Below are 15,567 nucleotides of genomic sequence, written 5' to 3'. Positions count from 1 at the left end.
GTACATTATGAGCAAGGAACCTAACACCCTGAATCAGCCCGCGGCAAAACCCAGCCGCTCGGTGCTCTTCGGCGCCGCCTTCCTGATGGCCACCTCGGCCATCGGCCCCGGCTTTCTGACCCAGACCTCTACCTTCACCGCCCAGCACGGGGCGGCCCTGGCCCTGATCATTGTCATGGCCATTATCATGGACATCACCGCTCAGATGAACATCTGGTCGGTGGTCACCGTCTCCAAGATGCGGGCCCAGGATGTGTGCAACAAGCTGCTGCCCGGCTTGGGCTATGTCATCGCCATCCTGGTAGCCATCGGCGGCCTGGCCTTCAACGTGGGCAACGTGGGCGGCGTGGCTCTGGGCTTCAACGCCATGTTCGGCCTGGATCAGACCATCGGTGCGGTGGTAGCCGGCTGCCTGGGCATCATCATCTTTATCAACAAGAACGCCAAGACCATCATGGATAAGGTGGCCACCCTCCTGGCCGCCATCATCCTCATCACCGTGCTGGTGGTGGCCGTCATCTCCCAGCCCCCTCTGGGTGAGGTGGCCAAGGGTGTGACCCGGGTGGACTATCTGCTGAACCCTGAGAACAACGCCTTCACCGCGCTGACCACCCTGCTGGGCGGCTCCTGCGGCGGCTACATCGCCTTCTCCGGCGCCCACCGGCTGCTGGACGCCGGCATCTCCGGCCCCGAGAACGTGGGCCACGTGCGCAAGAGCGTCATCCAGGGCTGCGGCACCTCCGGCGCTGTCCGTATCCTGCTGTTCCTGGCGGTGCTGGGCACCTGCATGAGCGGAACTCAGTGGCTGGCTGAGAATGCCCAGATCATCACCGACGCCGCCAACGGCGGCAACCCCGCCGCCGAGGCCTTCCGTCTGGCCGCCGGTGACTTTGGCTACCGCCTGTTCGGCCTGTGCCTGTTCTCCGCAGGCGTGTCCTCCGTAGTGGGCGCGGCTTTCACCTCCGTCTCCTTCCTGAAGACCCTGCACCCCTTCATCAACAAGTATGAGCGCCAGTTCGTGGTGGGCTTCATCGCCTTCTCCACCCTGATGATGGTCATTGTGGGCAACGCCGCCCAGCTGCTCATCGTCGCCGGCGCCTTCAACGGCCTGATCCTGCCCATCACCCTGGGAGTCATGCTCATCGCCAGCCGCAGCAAGCGGATCGTGGGCACCGAGTACAAGCATCCCATGCCCCTGATCGCTCTGGGAGCCATTGTAGTGCTCATCTCCCTGTACTCCGGCATCCAGGCCGTCCCCGGCATCCTGAATCTGTTCGGCTGATCCCAGGTGAACATTTGATCCCAGCGCCCGGCAGGCCATCTCTTTGGCCTGCCGGGCCTCACAAGAAAGGAGCCTTCTATGGCTGATGTAAGATTTCTCCTCTCCGGGGACTCCTCGGTGACGGTGGAGTTCGGCAACGAGATCAGTCCGGCCATCAACGCCCAGATCCGCGCCTTCACCATCGCCCTGGAGGAGAGCAAGCTCCCCGGCATTGTGGAGGTGGTCCCCACCTACCGCTCCCTCATGGTCCACTACGACCCCGGCGTCATCCTCTATGACGAGCTGGTGAAGGAACTCAAGGGCCTGATGGGACAGCTCTCCAACATCCAGATCCCCCCCAGCGACGTGCTGGAGATCCCCGTCCTCTACGGCGGAGAGGCCGGCCCCGACCTGGCCTTTGTGGCGGAGCACAACCACAAGACCCCGGAGGAGGTCATCAAGATCCACACCTCCACCGAGTACCTCATTTATATGCTGGGCTTTACCCCCGGCTTCACCTACCTGGGCGGCATGAGCGACGAGATCGCCACCCCCCGCCTGAAGCAGCCCCGGGTGAAGATCCCCGCCGGCTCAGTGGGCATCGCCGGCTCTCAGACCGGCGTGTACCCCATCGACTCCCCGGGCGGCTGGCAGCTCATCGGCAAGACCCCGGTGCGCATGTACGACCCGGACCGGGCGGAGCCCATCCTCCCCAAGGCGGGCGAGTACATCAAGTTCTATTCCATCACCCAGGCGGAGTTTGACGCCATCGCCGCCCAGGAGGCGGCGGGCACCTATGAGTGCAAGCGCCATCCCAGAAAGGAGGGCGGACAATGAGTATCACGGTATTGAATCCCGGCCTGCTGACCACCGTGCAGGACATGGGCCGCATCGGCTATCAGCAGTTCGGCGTGTCCGTCTCCGGGGTCATGGACCCCCGGGCGGCGGCCACCGCCAACATCCTGGTGGGCAACCCGGAGGACGAGGCGGTGCTGGAGTGCACCATGCTGGGCCCCCAGCTGCGCTTTGACGCGGCCAACACCATCGCCCTCACCGGCGGAGACCTGATGGCCTCCCTGGACGGGCAGCCGGTGCCCACCTACCGGGCCATCGCGGTCCAGGCGGGGCAGACCCTCCGGTTCCAGGCCCCCAAGACGGGCTGCCGGGCCTACATCGCCTTCACCGGCGGCCTGGACATCCCCCGGGTCATGGGCAGCCGCTCCACCTACATGAAGGCCAAGATCGGCGGCTTCCAGGGCCGGAAGCTCCAGAAGGACGACGTGATCGGCTTCCGGGCCCCCGGCGCCCCCAAGAACCTGAACGAGCGGTACATCTACCCCGAGTTCATCCCCCGCCCGGTGTACACCATCCGGGTGGTCATGGGGCCCCAGGACGACGCGTTCACCGAGAAGGGCATTGCCACCTTCCTAGGGGAGACCTACTCCGTCACCAACGAGTTTGACCGCATGGGCTGCCGCATGGACGGCCCGGTGATCGAGCACGTCACCGACGGCAACATCATCTCCGACGGCATCGCCTTCGGGGCCATCCAGGTGCCCACTGAGGGCAAGCCCATCATCATGATGGCCGACCGGCAGACCACCGGCGGCTACACCAAGATCGCCAACGTGATCTCCGCCGACTTCCGCCTCCTGGGCCAGCTGAAGGCCGGGGACAAGGTGAAGTTCGAGAAGGTGTCCATCCAGGCCGCCCAGGAGGCCCTGCTCAACCAGCGGGCCGCCCTGCGCACTCTGCGCCGGTCCCTGGACATGTAACCGACACGGGCCCCGTCCCGCCGGGGCGGGGCCATCCGATAAGAAGGGATGGTAACTATGGCATTTGACATTACCCCTTATATTGACAAAAAGCCCTCTGAGGTGCGGGAGCTCATCCGCCAGGGCGTCATCGACTTCCCCACCGCCGGCATGTGCCGGGGCTACGCCCAGGCCAACCTGGTGATTCTGCCCCCCGAGTACGCCGACGACTTTGAGGAGTACACCAAGAAGAACCCCTTCCCCTGCCCGGTGCTGGAGATCATCCGGGGTACCCCGGAGACCCACGCCATGGGGGAGGGCGGCAACATCGTCACCGACATCCCCCGCTACCGGGTGTATGAGAACGGCGTGTTCACCAAGGAGCTCACCGACGCCTCCGAATACTGGAAGGACGGGTACGTAGGTTTCCTCATCGGCTGCTCCTTTTCCTTTGAGGAGGCGCTGATGGCCGCCGGCATCCCTGTACGCCACATTGAGATGGGCTGCAACGTGCCCATGTACAAGACCAACATCCAGACCGTGAAGGCCGGCCCCTTCGAGGGCCCCATGGTGTGCTCCATGCGCCCCATGACCCCGGAGCAGGCCCAGGTGGCCTATGACATCACGGTGAAGATGCCCAACGTCCACGGGGCTCCGGTGCAGATCGGCGACCCGGAGAAGGTGGGCGTCATGGACGTGATGAAACCCGACTACGGCGACCCGGTGGAGATCCGGGAGGGCGAGGTGCCCGTGTTCTGGCCCTGCGGCGTCACCCCCCAGGCGGCGGTGGAAAACGCCAAGCCCCCCATCGTCATCACCCACGCCCCCGGCCACATGTTCATCACCGACATTCTCAACACCGAGCTCAACGATTATCTGGAGGCTCAGAAGCACAAATAAAATTTCTATCTCCTTTTCATATCAGGACCCGGACCCGGCGCGGGGGCGCCGGGTCCCCTCCTTTTCTTGGGAGAAAAGGAGGCAAAAGAACTTTCTGCGAAACTGCGTTTCGCCTCTGTGTTTTAAGGGACAGGTTCCGGACCTGTCTTTTTTTGCTGAATTCGAGCGCAGGCCGGAGCGAGGCGGACGAACGGCGCGCCGCTCTGCGGACCAGGGCGCGGGGCGGCTGTGCCGGACTCCCATCTTAGATAATTTATACACAATAAGTTCAAATCCTGCCGGGAGTGTTTGCACCTTTTTCATGGACTTTTTCCGTGGTCCATGGTACAATGAAGTACTTATAGGGGGTTAACCCTGTCCCATTTACTTTTAATATGGAGGAACATCCATTGAAAACCGATATTTTGGGCATACAATTTGACAACCTCACCCGGGAGGAGGCCAAGGAGGCGGGGGCGGTTCTGCTCCGCTCTCCGGAGTTCCACTATGCGGTTACGCCGAACCCGGAGTTTATTTTGGCGGCCGACAAGGATCTGGAGTTTCAGAAGATCCTCAACCAGGCCGACCTGGTCCTCCCGGACGGCATCGGGGTGGTCTATTCCGCCAAGATTTTGGGCACACCCTTAAAAGGCAGGGTGGCCGGATTTGATTTTGCCTGCGACATGCTGGATGTGCTGGATGAGATGGGGGGGCGCCTCTACCTGCTGGGGGCCAAACCCGGCGTGGCTGAGGAGGCGGGCCGCCGCATTTTGGAGAGCCATCCCAACATCGTCCTGTGCGGCACCCATGACGGGTATTTCAAGGACTCCGACCCGGTGGCCCGGGAGGTGGCACAGGCCCAGCCTGATCTGCTGTTTGTGTGCCTGGGGGCGCCCAAGCAGGAGAAGTGGATTTCCCGCTTCGGCCTGATCACCGGGGCCAAGCTGGCCATTGGTCTGGGGGGCGCCCTGGACGTGTTTGCCGGCAACGTGGAGCGCGCCCCGGAGAAGTGGCAGAAGGCGGGGCTGGAGTGGGCCTACCGCCTGAAAAAGGAGCCCAAGCGCATCGGCCGCATGGCCAAGCTGCCCCTGGTGCTGGTGAAGGCGGCCGGGCGGCGGGTGACCGGCAAGGGCCGCCAGGGGGTCCTGTGATGGCCGGAACGCTGATTGTATTCGAGGGAACGGACGGCTCCGGCAAGTCCACCCAATTTCAAAAGCTCTGCCAGCGGGTCACTCAGACGGGAAGGGAATTTCAAAAGCTGGTCTTTCCCCAGTACAGTGAGCCCTCCTCCGCCCTGATCCGCATGTATCTCAATGGGGAGTTCGGACCCCGCCCGGAGGACGTCAACCCCTACGCCGCCTCCGCCTTTTACGCGGTGGACCGGTATGCCTCCTACAAAAAGGTATGGGGGGCGTACTATGAGCGGGGCGGCCTGATCCTCACCGACCGCTATACCACCTCCAACGCGGTCCACCAGACGGTGAAATGCCCCCCTCAGGAGCGGGGGGAGTTCCTCCGGTGGCTGGACGATTTTGAGCATACCAAGCTGGGACTGCCCCGGCCCGATCTGGTCCTCTATCTGGACATGCCCACCGACCAGGCGGCGGCCCTCCTGCGCCGGCGGGAGGCGGACACCCATACCCAGGCGGATATTCACGAGTTGGACACCGCCTATTTGGCTTCCTGCCGGGAAAGCGCCCTCCAGGCTGCCGATCTGCTGGGGTGGAAGGTGATCCCATGTGTGGACGCCTCCGGGGCGCTGCGCCCGGTGGAGAGCATTCAGGAAGAAGTCTGGTCTCTGGCGGCCCCTCTGCTGTGACAGCCGGGCCGTCCATGTGAATAAAAATAAGGAGGTCTTTCAATGGTCTATTTATTCCTGGCTCCCGGCTTTGAGGAGTCGGAGGCGGTTGTCCCTGCGGACCTGCTCCGCCAGGCGGAGGTGGAGACGGCCCTGGTATCCCTGTCCGGAAACGCCGTCGCCGGGGCCCACAACATTACGGTCCAGGCTGATCTGACGGTGGATGAAGTGGATCTGGATCAGGCGGAGATGCTGGTTTTCCCCGGCGGCGGCGCCGGCGTGGAGAACCTGTGGAACGACGGCCGGGTGTCCGCCCTCATTCAGGAGGCCGCCCGGCGGGACATCTGGCTGGCCGCCCTGTGCGCCGGACCCATCCTGCTGGGCCGGTGGGGATTGCTGGACGGCCGCAAGGCGGTTTCCTACCCCACCCGGCAGGACCAGCTGGGCAGGGCCCAGGTCCTGCCCGAGGCCCGGGCGGTGCTGGACGGAAAGTTCGTCACCGGTCACGCCTGCGGCTCCTCCTTTGACTTCGGCCTGAAGCTGGTGGAGGCCCTCCGGGGCCGGGAGGCGGCTGAGATCATCAATGACCGCATCTTCTACCACCGCTGAGGAGAAGGCCCGCCTGCGCCGCCAGGTCCGTGACCGGCTGTCCGACCTGTCCCCGGAAGAACTCCGGGAGAGTGACCAGGCCCTGTTTGAGGCCTTCCTGGCTCTGCCCCAGGTGAAGGAGGCATACAGCCTCTTCCTGTTCTGGGGAATCCCGGGCCGGGAGCCCGAGACGGAGATGCTGGTCCGGACCTTGACCGCCCAGGGAAAGCGGGTGGGCCTGCCCCGGATGCTCCCGGAGCGGGGGATGGAGGTCCGCCTGTTTCAGCCGGAGGTCCCCATGGTACAGGTTTCCTTCGGCATTTGGGAGCCCCCGGAGAGCGCCCCTCTGCTGGCGCGGGAGGAGATCCAGCTGGCCCTGGTTCCCGCCTTGTGTTACGACCGGGAGCGGTACCGCCTGGGGTTTGGCGGGGGGTACTACGACCGCTGGCTGTCCGGGTTCCCTGGATTTACCGTGGGCCTGTGCCGGGAGGGTGTCCTCCAGCCGCAAGTGCCCCGGGAGGCCCACGACCAGCGGGTGGACCTGTTGCTGACGGAAATGCACCGGTTCTCCCGCTGAGGCCGGCCCACACGGAAAAAAGCGGGGCTTACGCCCCGCTCTCCTCCAAGGATGGACCTCAGCAGCCGCAGCCGTTGTCACAGCCGCCGCAGCCGTTGTTGCAGCCGCAGTTGTTGCCGCCCCAGCTGTTCCCGTTGCCGCAGCAGCAGCACAGGATGATGATCAGCAGGATGATCCACAGGCAGCCGCTGCCGCCAAACCCGTTGTTCCCACAACACATATTCGTTTCACCTCGCTTGCCTCGCCGGGGGGAGCTTTCTCCTTCCCGCGCGTTCTGGTATAGTCTATGGCGCCCCCCTGTCCCAGGTTCTTCCGGGGGGAAATTTTTCTCTTGTTAGGAGCTGACCCTATGGCACAAGAACAACGCAGAACTGGCGATCAGCCGGAGCGCCGATCCCGCGCTTCCGGCCGGTCCCGGACGACTCAGAATCGCGGCGGACGGAAAAAGGGCCGCGCCGCGACGAGCTTTGCTCTGCTCTATGTGGTGTTTGTCATCGGAATTTCCGCCCTGCTGGCCTGTATCGGCTGGGTGGCGGCCAACGATGTGCTGGCCCTGAACAAAGAGCAGAAAACGGTTACCGTTACCATTTCCAGTGAAGACAGCTTCGATGATGTGGCGGACATGCTCAAGGAGAACGGACTCATTGAGTACAAGTTTCTGTTTAACCTGTTTGCCGCCTTCACCGGGAGCAAGGATGAGGTGGTGCCGGGCACCTTCACCTTGAACACCAACATGGACTACCGGGCCCTGCTCACCGGCATGAGCGCCAATTCCTCCAGCAAAGCCACCATCTCCGTCACCATCCCGGAGGGCTATACCATCGACCAGATCTTCACCCTGCTGGAGGAGCGGAACGTGGCCAGTGTGGAGGACCTCCAGGATATGGCCGCCAACCACGACTACGCCTTCTCCTTCCTCCAGGACATCGAGCTGGGGGACTACCACCGGCTGGAGGGGTATCTGTTCCCGGACACCTATGAGTTCACCACCCCGGAGAACCCCCTGTATGTCATCAACAAGATGCTGGTGCAGTTTGACGCCAAGTTGACGGACGAGATGCGCCAGGAGATCCTGAACAGCGGCCGGTCCATCCATGAGGTGCTCACGGTGGCCTCCATGATTGAAAAGGAGACCGACGGCAGCGACCGGGAGACCATCGCCTCGGTCATCTACAACCGTCTGAACAACCCCAACGCCTCCGCGGGCACCAACGGCTATCTGCAGATCGACGCCACCCTGGCCTATATCAACGGCGGGAATGTGCCCACCGACGCGGACCGGTCCATCGACTCCCCCTACAACACCTACCTCTATCCCGGCCTGCCCCCCGGACCCATTGCCAACCCCGGCATGGAGTCCATCCAGGCGGCCATGAACCCCGCGGACACGTCCTATTACTACTACGCCCTGGGGGACGACAACACCCACCACTTCTTCCGCACATACAGCGAGATGCAGAGCTTTATGGCCTCGCAGGAGCGGTACGGCAATTCTTAACAGTTTGGAAATGGGCCCCGGAATGTTCCGGGGCCCGTTTTTGGGAGGTATTTCCTTGAACGAGAAGAAAATTGAGCTTCTGGCCCCGGCGGGGGACATGGAGCGGCTGGAGATGGCCCTGGCCTATGGGGCCGACGCGGTCTATCTGGCCGGTACTACATTTGGCATGCGCTCCTTCGCGGGCAATTTCAGCCCCGAGGAGCTGAAGGCCGCCGTGGAGCTGTGTCACGGCAAGAGCGTCCGGGTCCACGTCACCTGCAATACCATGCCCCGGAACGAGGAGGCCGCCCGCCTGCCGGAGTGGCTGGAGTACCTGGACAGCCTGGGGGTGGACGCGGTGATTCTGGCCGACATGGGGGTGTTCTCCCTGGCCGGGAAGTACGCCCCCCATGTGGAGCGGCACATCTCCACCCAGGCCAGCGTGGTCAACTACCAGTGCGCCCGGGCCTGGTACGACCTGGGGGCCAAGCGGGTCATCCTGGCCCGGGAACTGTCCCTGGACGAGATCCGGGAGATCCGGGCCAAGACCCCCAAGGAGCTGGAGCTGGAGGCCTTTGCCCACGGGGCCATGTGCGTAAGCTATTCCGGGCGGTGCCTCCTGTCCAACTACATGACGGGCCGGGACTCCAACCGGGGGGCCTGCGCCCAGCCCTGCCGGTACCAGTATGCCCTCATGGAGGAGAAGCGCCCCGGGGAGTATTTCCCCATTTTTGAGGAAAATGGGGAAACTTACATCCTGAACTCCCGGGATATGTGCATGATTGACCACGTGGGGGAGCTGATGGAGGCGGGGCTCAACTCCCTCAAGTTGGAGGGCCGGGCCAAGTCGGCCTACTACGCCGCCATTGTCACCGGGGCCTACCGCCACGCCATCGACGCGGCTATGGCGGGGGAGCCCCTGGACCCGGTGTGGCGGGACGAGGTGGAGCACATCAGCCACCGCCACTACTCCACCGGCTTCTACTACGGACAGCCGGGGCAGTTTACCGAGGACTCCCGGTACATCCGGGACTGGCAGATCGTGGCCAAGGTGCGCTCCTGCGACGGGGAGGGCAACGCCCTGCTCACCCTGAACAACAAGTTCTCCACCGGGGACACCCTGGAGCTGGTGGGCCCCGACGTGCGCCCCGTGTCCTTCCAGGTGGGGGAGCTGCGGGACGAGGAGGGCAATGTGCTGGAGCAGGTGCGCAAGCCCCAGATGCGCTTTACCCTGAAGCTGCCCCAGGCGGCCCCGCCCCTGTCCCTCCTCCGGCGGCAGGCGGACCTGACGCCGTAACATAAGATCCGATGCAGAAAAACGCGGAAGTCCCTCTGGGCTTCCGCGTTTTTTGTATCACGGCCTCTCAATCAAACATGTCGTAGAGGACAATCCGGCTCACCTGGTCATTTTCAAAGAAGAACAGCAGGGCGGGACCCAGGTCTATGGAGCTGTCGCAGTACCACAGAAAATCCTCCTCCGCGCTGTCGTACAGGTGCCAGTAGTCTCTGTCCCGGAGCTCCGGATACAAGTTCTGCACCATGGAGCGGCTGTCCCCCACCTGGATTCCCCGGTAGGTGCGCAGGTCGGTGCGGGTGGTCTCGATAGATTGGACAGTCCAGCGGTCCTCCGAAGCGTGGTAATATCGCAGGGCGGTGAAGCCATCCACACTCCAACGGTCCCAGTAGTCCCCTGGGTTATAGATCGGTTCCCCGTTTTCCAGAATTTCCACCGCAGGCCCGCCCTTCTGGATCAGATAGGAGGGCTCCCGCCAATCTCCCAGCCCTACCGGCGGGGAGCTGCTGTCATACAGCAGGGAGACGTCCACATCCATCAGCCCAAAGGTCTCCTGGAAGGCGGCATCCCGGGCGGATTTTCCTGTATGAGCTGGGTACTGCCCCAGCAGCCGGAGGAAGGAGCCGTCCGCTCCGTCTCTCTGTAAAACGAGGTAGTCTGACACGCCTTCCGTATAGTAAGCTCGGAAGGTCACCTCATAGGCGATGCTCCTTGTCGCTCCGTTGGCCATCTCATCTCCATAGACAATGGACTCGATGGCTAACGCAGCTTCTGGAAGGACCTCGGGGGCCGCTTCGCCCGGGAAATAGATCTGAGAGTAGCCCTGGCTCTGATAATATTCCGCAATCAGCCGGTCCCGCTCCTCCAGACCGCCCCAGGTCTCCCGGGGGAGCTCCACCTCCTCCCGGTCTCCCTGTGCCCAGGCCAGCACGTCGCCCACCTGTCCGGTCTCCTGGTCAAAGAGGAGGACGGCGGAGAGCCAGCCGCCCTCCCCAGCTTCGGCCCGGCCATCGCAGAAGGCCAACAGGGAGTAGAGGGAGTCCCCCTCCCCCTGTCCGGGGACGGGTTCCTCCGCTTTCATGGATACGATGTGGTACAGGGCGGAGCGGTTGCCGGCGTTCAGGGCATTGCGGCTGTCCCGGGTGAAGTTCTCCACCCACACCCGGGTCTGGTAGGGGATGGGGATGGGCAGGTCCCCCTCCTCCGGGATGTAGAAGTTTTCACTGTGGTCCACCGCCCACTGGGGCCCCACGCCGCGGAGCACGTCGTAGTCCGTCTCCACAAACACATCCACCCCGCCGGGGGCCAGCAGGGCCAGGTGGTCCTCCCAGTAGTTCTTATAGTCGGCAAAAGCCTGGGAACTCTCGTCCCGCAGGTCGCCCTCCACCGGCCAGGTCCAGGTAAAGTCGTCGCCCTCCAGACGGATCAGCCCGGAGCTGCCTTCCGAAAGGCCCTGGTGCATGCCGTTGTGGGTATACAGCAGGTAGTTCTCCCCATTTTGCTGGAAGGTGGTGACATACGGGGTGCCATAGTAGATCCCCTGCTGATATGCCGGAGCGGTGAGCTCCCCGGTCTCCCGGTCCATCACCCCGATGAGCAGGGTATCGCCCAGCCGGTGGGAGTAGGCGGCCGCCCCCAGCAGGTAGTCCCCCTGTTCCACACAGACCAGAAGGCGGGGCTCATCCCCCTCCTCCCAAATGCTTTGATCCTCCGCCGCCAGCAGGGACAGCAGCTGTTCCTCCTCCTGGGACAGGGAGACGGCCGGGGACTGAGGCTGACAGGACACCAGCCCCCCGCACAGCAGAGCCAGGGCGCAGGCCAGGGCCAGAAGCAGGATCGGCGGGCGCTTCTTCTGGTATTGGAAGATATTTCGGATACGCTCCTCCGTCTCCCTGGCCGAGCCGGACAGGGGGGTGGAGAAGGGAGTGTTCGGAGGCGCGGCTTTGGGCATATCAAACACCTCAAATTGAATTAGGAATTAGGAGTTAGGAATTAGAAATTGGCGGGGAGGGTCCCGTTCTCCAGAGCCAGAATATTTTCTTCATTCAAGGCATGCCAGGTCAGGGGGAGTACTCCGTCCACGTCCAGGTACTGGTCCCGCCAGGCCTCGTATACCGACGCGTCCACTGGGCCGACCCTCTCGGAGGTTTGAGCGTCCGTGATATAGTAGAGAAATCCGGTGCCGCTGGTGTCCAGCTCCTCCGGAAACGGAGCAAAGTCTGGGTTGTTGTCCCAGATCTGCCGGTCCCAGGCGGTCACCCAGCCCTCATCCCGGTAGGTATCCGTTGAGGCGTTGTAGGTATAGATGGAGTAGGGCCAGAAGCGGCCACTCGACCCCTGAGCGTGGCTTGCACCGACGGTCACAGCCCCGGTATCATAAAAAGTCATGTCAGGGAATCCGGACAGGGCGATCTTCACTGCCCCCGACGCCGGATCATAGGCCAGTACATAGCCCCGGTAACCGGCGTATATTTCGCAGGACTGAAGCAGCACCAGTTCCTCCTGCCCATCTCCGTCCACATCAGAGACGGCAAAGGAGTTGAGGGGCGGGTCCATCCCGCTGTCGCCGGAGGGGTCCATATGGGCATTACCGCCCTCGGGAGAGATATCGTCCTGGAGCAGATTGCGCAGCACAGCGGCATAGGCCTCCTGGTAGTCGTCGTAGGGGCCCACGGCGGAACTGGTGTAGCCCCCCTTGGGGCCTGTACCGGCAAAGTTCCACTGACACCAAAGAGGCGGGTCCAGCGAAAGCGTTTCCTCCGCCGGAACCAGGCGAACGGTCTCCCAGGAGGCTGGGTTATAGTGGGTGAAAGAGCCATTTTCCCAGCGGTAGATGTGCCACCAGGGGTCGTACTCCCCGCCGGTATCGGTGTGGACGAAGTCGGTGGTGACAGACAGGTAAAATACCACATGGCCGTCCCCGCCGATGCGGAAGCCCTGGATCTGAGCGGGCTCTTGAATGGGAACAGGGGTGAGCGCATAGGCAAGGGTGTTGTTCGTGTTGTTGGTCACATACTGGTCCAGGCCGGAGCAGAGCAGGTCCTCCGTAAGCCCGGCCAGCTCCAGGGCCTGCTGGGTGGTCACCAGGGTTTGCTCCTCTTTGTCATAGCACCAGGTGTGGATATCCCCGCTGCTGCCGTAGCTGCCGTCGTTCTGATAGAGTACCAGGTTCAGGTACCGGTCCGTCTCGGCGGGGTAGAAGATGCACTGCTGGGACGTGTAAACGGCCTCTTCCCCCGAGGAATCCTGGACCCAGGCGTACTCCTGGGCCAACTGTTCCAGGTCCTGGTTGATGGAGGCCGCCGCCTCGTCCAGCTCCTCCCCCTCCGGCGGGACCAGGGTGGGGACCTCGATGTAGTTGAGGCTGGTGTCATAGTACTGGATGGCCATGGCGATGCCCGGCCCGGCGGTGGGGGCCGTATCCTCGCTTATGTCTGAGGCGCTTCCGCCCGCGGGGGGCTGGCAGGACACCAGCCCCCCGCAGGTCAGAGCCAGGGCGCAGGCCAGAATGAAAAGCAGAAGGGGCGGGCGTTTCTTTTTGTATTGAAAGATATTCCGAATGCGGTCCTCCGTCTCCCTGGCCGAGCCGGACAGGGGAGTGGAGAAGGGGGAGCGGGGGAGGGAGGTGTTTTTCATAGCGTATACTCCTTTGCAGAGTGGGGGGCGCCTGGCCCCTTATAGAAGACGGGTCAGGGTGATCTGCCGCACCGTGTCCCCGTCCAGATAAAATAGAAGCGCCAATCCTTGGTCGTTCTCCAGGTCCTCCGAAATCCAAAGGCAGCTCTCCTCGTTGAGGGAGGGGTTCCGGTCCGAGTGGGACTTGGCCTCCGGGTAGGCGGCCAGCACGTCCTCCCGGCTGTCCCCCACCCGCACGCCCCGCTGGGTGGTCACGTCGGTGCGGGTGGTGTCGATGGTGCGCAGAGTCTCGGAGCCGTTGGAGGCCAGGTGGTAATAGCGGGCGGAAAAACCATCCCACTCATAGGTGAGCCAGTAGTCCTCCTCGTTCTGGGTCAGGCTCTCGCCGGGCCGCTCGATGCGGGTCCCTGGAGCATCAAAGAAGATGGTGCTGGTCTGCATCCCAAGACCGGCGGGGGAATCCCATCCATCCCGCCAAAGGGAGTACTCCAGGTTCCACAGGCCGTAGTCTTCCGATGTGCTGGACACAGCATCCTCCTCGGAAGCGGACTCCGAATCTGGAGAGACTGGAGCGGCGGAGCTGCCGCCGGGATATTCGGATGAATCGGGGGCAGGGGAACTGGGGGTAACAAACCCGCCCTCCGGTTCCCCGCCATGCAAAGACCACTGGCACCACAGGGGCTGACCCCCAAACCACTGATCCAGCTGCTCCTCCAGTGGTACCAGAGGCGGGAGATTTGGGGCGTACTGGTCGTAGAGTTCAAAATGCCCTCCGGACCAGATATAGAGGTTATCGGAGCCGCTGACCGCGTCGGACACGGTATCATCCTGGTCATCTACCCGGGCAGTAAGGTAGAAGACGGGCTCCCCATCCGACTTCATACGGAAGCCTTCTAAAGCCAAAGCGTGAATAGCCAGATTTGCCGGGGGGAGGTCGGGAGCCTGATTTCGGGTAATCTCCTGAGAGCGCTGAGCCAGCTCCGGGGCGTACTGGTCCGCGAGGGCCTGATACAGGCCGGCTTCGGTCTGCCCTGCCGCCTCTAGGGCGTCTTCCAGAGTGACCTGTCGTCCCTCACGGAAATCATAGACCAAGGTGAGGACATGGCCGGTGTTCAGGTCGGTCGTATAGCTGGAGCGAAAGAACACTAGATTCAAGTGTTGAGTCGTCTGGGTGGGATAGAACAGGCAACGGTTCTCAAAGGTGGAAATATAGTCCAGATGGGCCGCCGTACCGCCCTCCAAGGCGGAGAGAAGTGGAGTGTATTCCGCTTTCAGCTCCGCCAGAGCTTGGTTGATGGCGGTTATCCCCTCGTCTGGTTCTGTGTCACTGGGCAGAGTCAGCGTGGGAATTTCGATGTAATTCCCCAAAGTGTCGTAGTACTGAATGTCCATAGAGATGCCCAACCCGGTTGGCGGGGCGGAATCCGCGCCCGAAGCGGGCTGGCAGGACACCAGCCCTCCGCAGGTCAGGGCCAGGGCACAGGCCAGCAGCAGGGCCGGCACCGGCGGGCGCTTCTTTTCATATTGAAAGATGTTGCGGATGCGGTCCTCCGTCTCTTTGGCGGAGCCAGAGAGGGCGGTGGTGAAGGGGGAGTGAAAGATAGAAGTAGGCATAGGGCACCTCTCTTTAAAAATCCGAATCGGAAATGGAGACAGACTGTGGCCTGCCCGCCCCGGTGAGGGCGGACACGGCGCTTAAAATGGTGCGGCCGTAGGCGGCGTGCTCCGCCGGCGGGAGGTGTTTCAAGGCGCTCTCGTCACAGGAGAGCTCAATGTCCCGGTCCATGGTGCGGGCGGTGAGCCACACCAGGGGGTTGAACCAGTGGAGGACCCGCACCCACAGGGCCAGGGTCTTGCGGAAGATGTCCCTGCGGCGGAAGTGGGTGAGCTCATGGAGGAGGGAGAACCGCAGGGCGTCTCCGGCGGGCGGGTTCTCCGGAAGGAGAAGGGCGGGCCGGAACAGCCCGGCCAGCATGGGGACGGCCAGGCCGGGGCAGGAGAGCAGGCGGGGGCGGCGGTCCAGCCCCAGCTGGTCGCCCAGGGCGTTGTAGAGGGCCAGAATGTCCGCGTCCCGGACGGGGGAGGCCCAGCGGTTCAGGTACCGGCAGAAGCGCAGGTGGGACAGCAGGTTCCAAATCAGGACCGCCGCGGCCCCCAGCAGCCAGAGGCCGAAGATCAGCTGGGAGAGGGAGAGGGACAGGTCGGGGGCGGCTCCGGCCTCCGGTTCCGCCGGAGAGGAGGAGGCTGCGGGCTGCGCGGGCCGGTTTGAACCGGACGGGGCGGGGGAGGGTTCAGACGTGGAG

The 15,567-nt window shown here is 63.2% G+C and carries 15 protein-coding genes; 10 read left to right on the top strand and 5 right to left on the bottom strand.

The genetic code is table 11. The annotated features are described in order from the left end of the window. The first annotated feature begins 7 nt into the window (after positions 1–7). The 8 genes from B5F19_RS04850 to B5F19_RS04815 all read left to right on the top strand — a co-directional run bounded on the left by B5F19_RS04850 (position 8) and on the right by B5F19_RS04815 (position 6,857). A complete protein-coding gene (locus B5F19_RS04850; RefSeq protein WP_087288532.1) occupies positions 8–1,282 on the top strand; it encodes an NRAMP family divalent metal transporter in 1,275 nt (424 codons plus the stop codon). Positions 1,283–1,360: 78 nt separating this feature from the next. Then, positions 1,361–2,098: a 5-oxoprolinase subunit PxpB gene (gene pxpB, locus B5F19_RS04845; RefSeq protein ID WP_087288530.1), complete on the top strand. Its 738-nt coding sequence runs from the start codon at positions 1,361–1,363 to the stop codon at positions 2,096–2,098. Beyond that, positions 2,095–3,036 carry a biotin-dependent carboxyltransferase family protein gene (locus B5F19_RS04840; protein ID WP_087288528.1) on the top strand — a complete coding sequence of 314 codons (942 nt, stop codon included), beginning with the start codon at positions 2,095–2,097 and terminating at the stop codon, positions 3,034–3,036. Before pxpB ends, B5F19_RS04840 begins: the two co-directional genes overlap by 4 nt. A 57-nt stretch (positions 3,037–3,093) precedes the next feature. After that, positions 3,094–3,915, top strand: a complete 822-nt coding sequence (locus B5F19_RS04835) for a putative hydro-lyase (protein ID WP_087288526.1) — start codon at positions 3,094–3,096, stop codon at positions 3,913–3,915. Between the two features lie 389 nt (positions 3,916–4,304). Next, complete coding sequence (locus B5F19_RS04830) at positions 4,305–5,045, top strand: WecB/TagA/CpsF family glycosyltransferase (RefSeq protein WP_087288524.1); 741 nt, start codon at positions 4,305–4,307, stop codon at positions 5,043–5,045. Then, the gene (locus tag B5F19_RS04825) at positions 5,045–5,713 is read left to right on the top strand and encodes a thymidylate kinase (protein ID WP_204248293.1); all 669 of its coding nucleotides are present in this window, start codon (positions 5,045–5,047) and stop codon (positions 5,711–5,713) included. Before B5F19_RS04830 ends, B5F19_RS04825 begins: the two co-directional genes overlap by 1 nt. A 42-nt stretch (positions 5,714–5,755) precedes the next feature. Then, entirely contained in the window at positions 5,756–6,301 is a 546-nt protein-coding gene (locus tag B5F19_RS04820) for a DJ-1 family glyoxalase III (protein ID WP_087288520.1), read from the top strand. After that, the gene (locus tag B5F19_RS04815; protein WP_087288519.1) at positions 6,276–6,857 is read left to right on the top strand and encodes a 5-formyltetrahydrofolate cyclo-ligase; all 582 of its coding nucleotides are present in this window, start codon (positions 6,276–6,278) and stop codon (positions 6,855–6,857) included. Before B5F19_RS04820 ends, B5F19_RS04815 begins: the two co-directional genes overlap by 26 nt. 58 nt (positions 6,858–6,915) lie before the next feature. Here the strand turns inward: B5F19_RS04815 and B5F19_RS17655 are convergent, their stop codons facing one another. Then, the gene (locus tag B5F19_RS17655) at positions 6,916–7,077 is read right to left on the bottom strand and encodes a hypothetical protein (protein WP_204248292.1); all 162 of its coding nucleotides are present in this window, start codon (positions 7,075–7,077) and stop codon (positions 6,916–6,918) included. 129 nt (positions 7,078–7,206) lie between these two features. Here B5F19_RS17655 and mltG point away from each other — a divergent pair, with 129 nt between their 5' ends. Beyond that, positions 7,207–8,355: an endolytic transglycosylase MltG gene (gene mltG / locus B5F19_RS04810; RefSeq protein ID WP_087288517.1), complete on the top strand. Its 1,149-nt coding sequence runs from the start codon at positions 7,207–7,209 to the stop codon at positions 8,353–8,355. Between the two features lie 55 nt (positions 8,356–8,410). Continuing rightward, the gene (locus B5F19_RS04805) at positions 8,411–9,631 is read left to right on the top strand and encodes a U32 family peptidase (RefSeq protein WP_242972703.1); all 1,221 of its coding nucleotides are present in this window, start codon (positions 8,411–8,413) and stop codon (positions 9,629–9,631) included. Between the two features lie 67 nt (positions 9,632–9,698). Here B5F19_RS04805 and B5F19_RS04800 read toward each other — a convergent pair whose 3' ends face one another. The 4 genes from B5F19_RS04800 to B5F19_RS04785 all read right to left on the bottom strand — a co-directional run. Then, the gene (locus B5F19_RS04800; protein WP_087288515.1) at positions 9,699–11,579 is read right to left on the bottom strand and encodes a hypothetical protein; all 1,881 of its coding nucleotides are present in this window, start codon (positions 11,577–11,579) and stop codon (positions 9,699–9,701) included. Positions 11,580–11,620: 41 nt separating this feature from the next. Beyond that, positions 11,621–13,264 carry a hypothetical protein gene (locus B5F19_RS04795; protein WP_087288514.1) on the bottom strand — a complete coding sequence of 548 codons (1,644 nt, stop codon included), beginning with the start codon at positions 13,262–13,264 and terminating at the stop codon, positions 11,621–11,623. Between the two features lie 39 nt (positions 13,265–13,303). Next, positions 13,304–14,878, bottom strand: coding sequence for a hypothetical protein (locus tag B5F19_RS04790; protein WP_087288512.1), 1,575 nt, complete (start codon positions 14,876–14,878; stop codon positions 13,304–13,306). Between the two features lie 13 nt (positions 14,879–14,891). After that, positions 14,892–15,567 (bottom strand): M56 family metallopeptidase (locus B5F19_RS04785; protein ID WP_140394155.1); only part of this gene is annotated, 676 nt, incomplete at its 5' end.

The organism is Pseudoflavonifractor sp. An184 (assembly GCF_002160305.1).
In the GTDB taxonomy this organism is placed as follows: Bacteria; Bacillota; Clostridia; order Oscillospirales; family Oscillospiraceae; genus Lawsonibacter; species Lawsonibacter pullicola.
Note: the sequence above shows the minus strand (reverse complement) of the source record. Positions and strands in the feature narration are given on the sequence as shown.

What these genes read in the sequence shown, in the direction of transcription:
- B5F19_RS04850 (WP_087288532.1), top strand. Translation starts at nt 8, where the DNA reads ATGAGCAAGGAACCTAACACCCTGAATCAGCCCGCGGCAAAACCCAGC.
- pxpB (WP_087288530.1), top strand. Translation starts at nt 1,361, where the DNA reads ATGGCTGATGTAAGATTTCTCCTCTCCGGGGACTCCTCGGTGACGGTG.
- B5F19_RS04840 (WP_087288528.1), top strand. Translation starts at nt 2,095, where the DNA reads ATGAGTATCACGGTATTGAATCCCGGCCTGCTGACCACCGTGCAGGAC.
- B5F19_RS04835 (WP_087288526.1), top strand. Translation starts at nt 3,094, where the DNA reads ATGGCATTTGACATTACCCCTTATATTGACAAAAAGCCCTCTGAGGTG.
- B5F19_RS04825 (WP_204248293.1), top strand. Translation starts at nt 5,045, where the DNA reads ATGGCCGGAACGCTGATTGTATTCGAGGGAACGGACGGCTCCGGCAAG.
- B5F19_RS04820 (WP_087288520.1), top strand. Translation starts at nt 5,756, where the DNA reads ATGGTCTATTTATTCCTGGCTCCCGGCTTTGAGGAGTCGGAGGCGGTT.
- B5F19_RS04815 (WP_087288519.1), top strand. Translation starts at nt 6,276, where the DNA reads ATGACCGCATCTTCTACCACCGCTGAGGAGAAGGCCCGCCTGCGCCGC.
- B5F19_RS17655 (WP_204248292.1), bottom strand. Translation starts at nt 7,077, where the DNA reads ATGTGTTGTGGGAACAACGGGTTTGGCGGCAGCGGCTGCCTGTGGATC.
- mltG (WP_087288517.1), top strand. Translation starts at nt 7,207, where the DNA reads ATGGCACAAGAACAACGCAGAACTGGCGATCAGCCGGAGCGCCGATCC.
- B5F19_RS04800 (WP_087288515.1), bottom strand. Translation starts at nt 11,579, where the DNA reads ATGCCCAAAGCCGCGCCTCCGAACACTCCCTTCTCCACCCCCCTGTCC.
- B5F19_RS04795 (WP_087288514.1), bottom strand. Translation starts at nt 13,264, where the DNA reads ATGAAAAACACCTCCCTCCCCCGCTCCCCCTTCTCCACTCCCCTGTCC.
- B5F19_RS04790 (WP_087288512.1), bottom strand. Translation starts at nt 14,878, where the DNA reads ATGCCTACTTCTATCTTTCACTCCCCCTTCACCACCGCCCTCTCTGGC.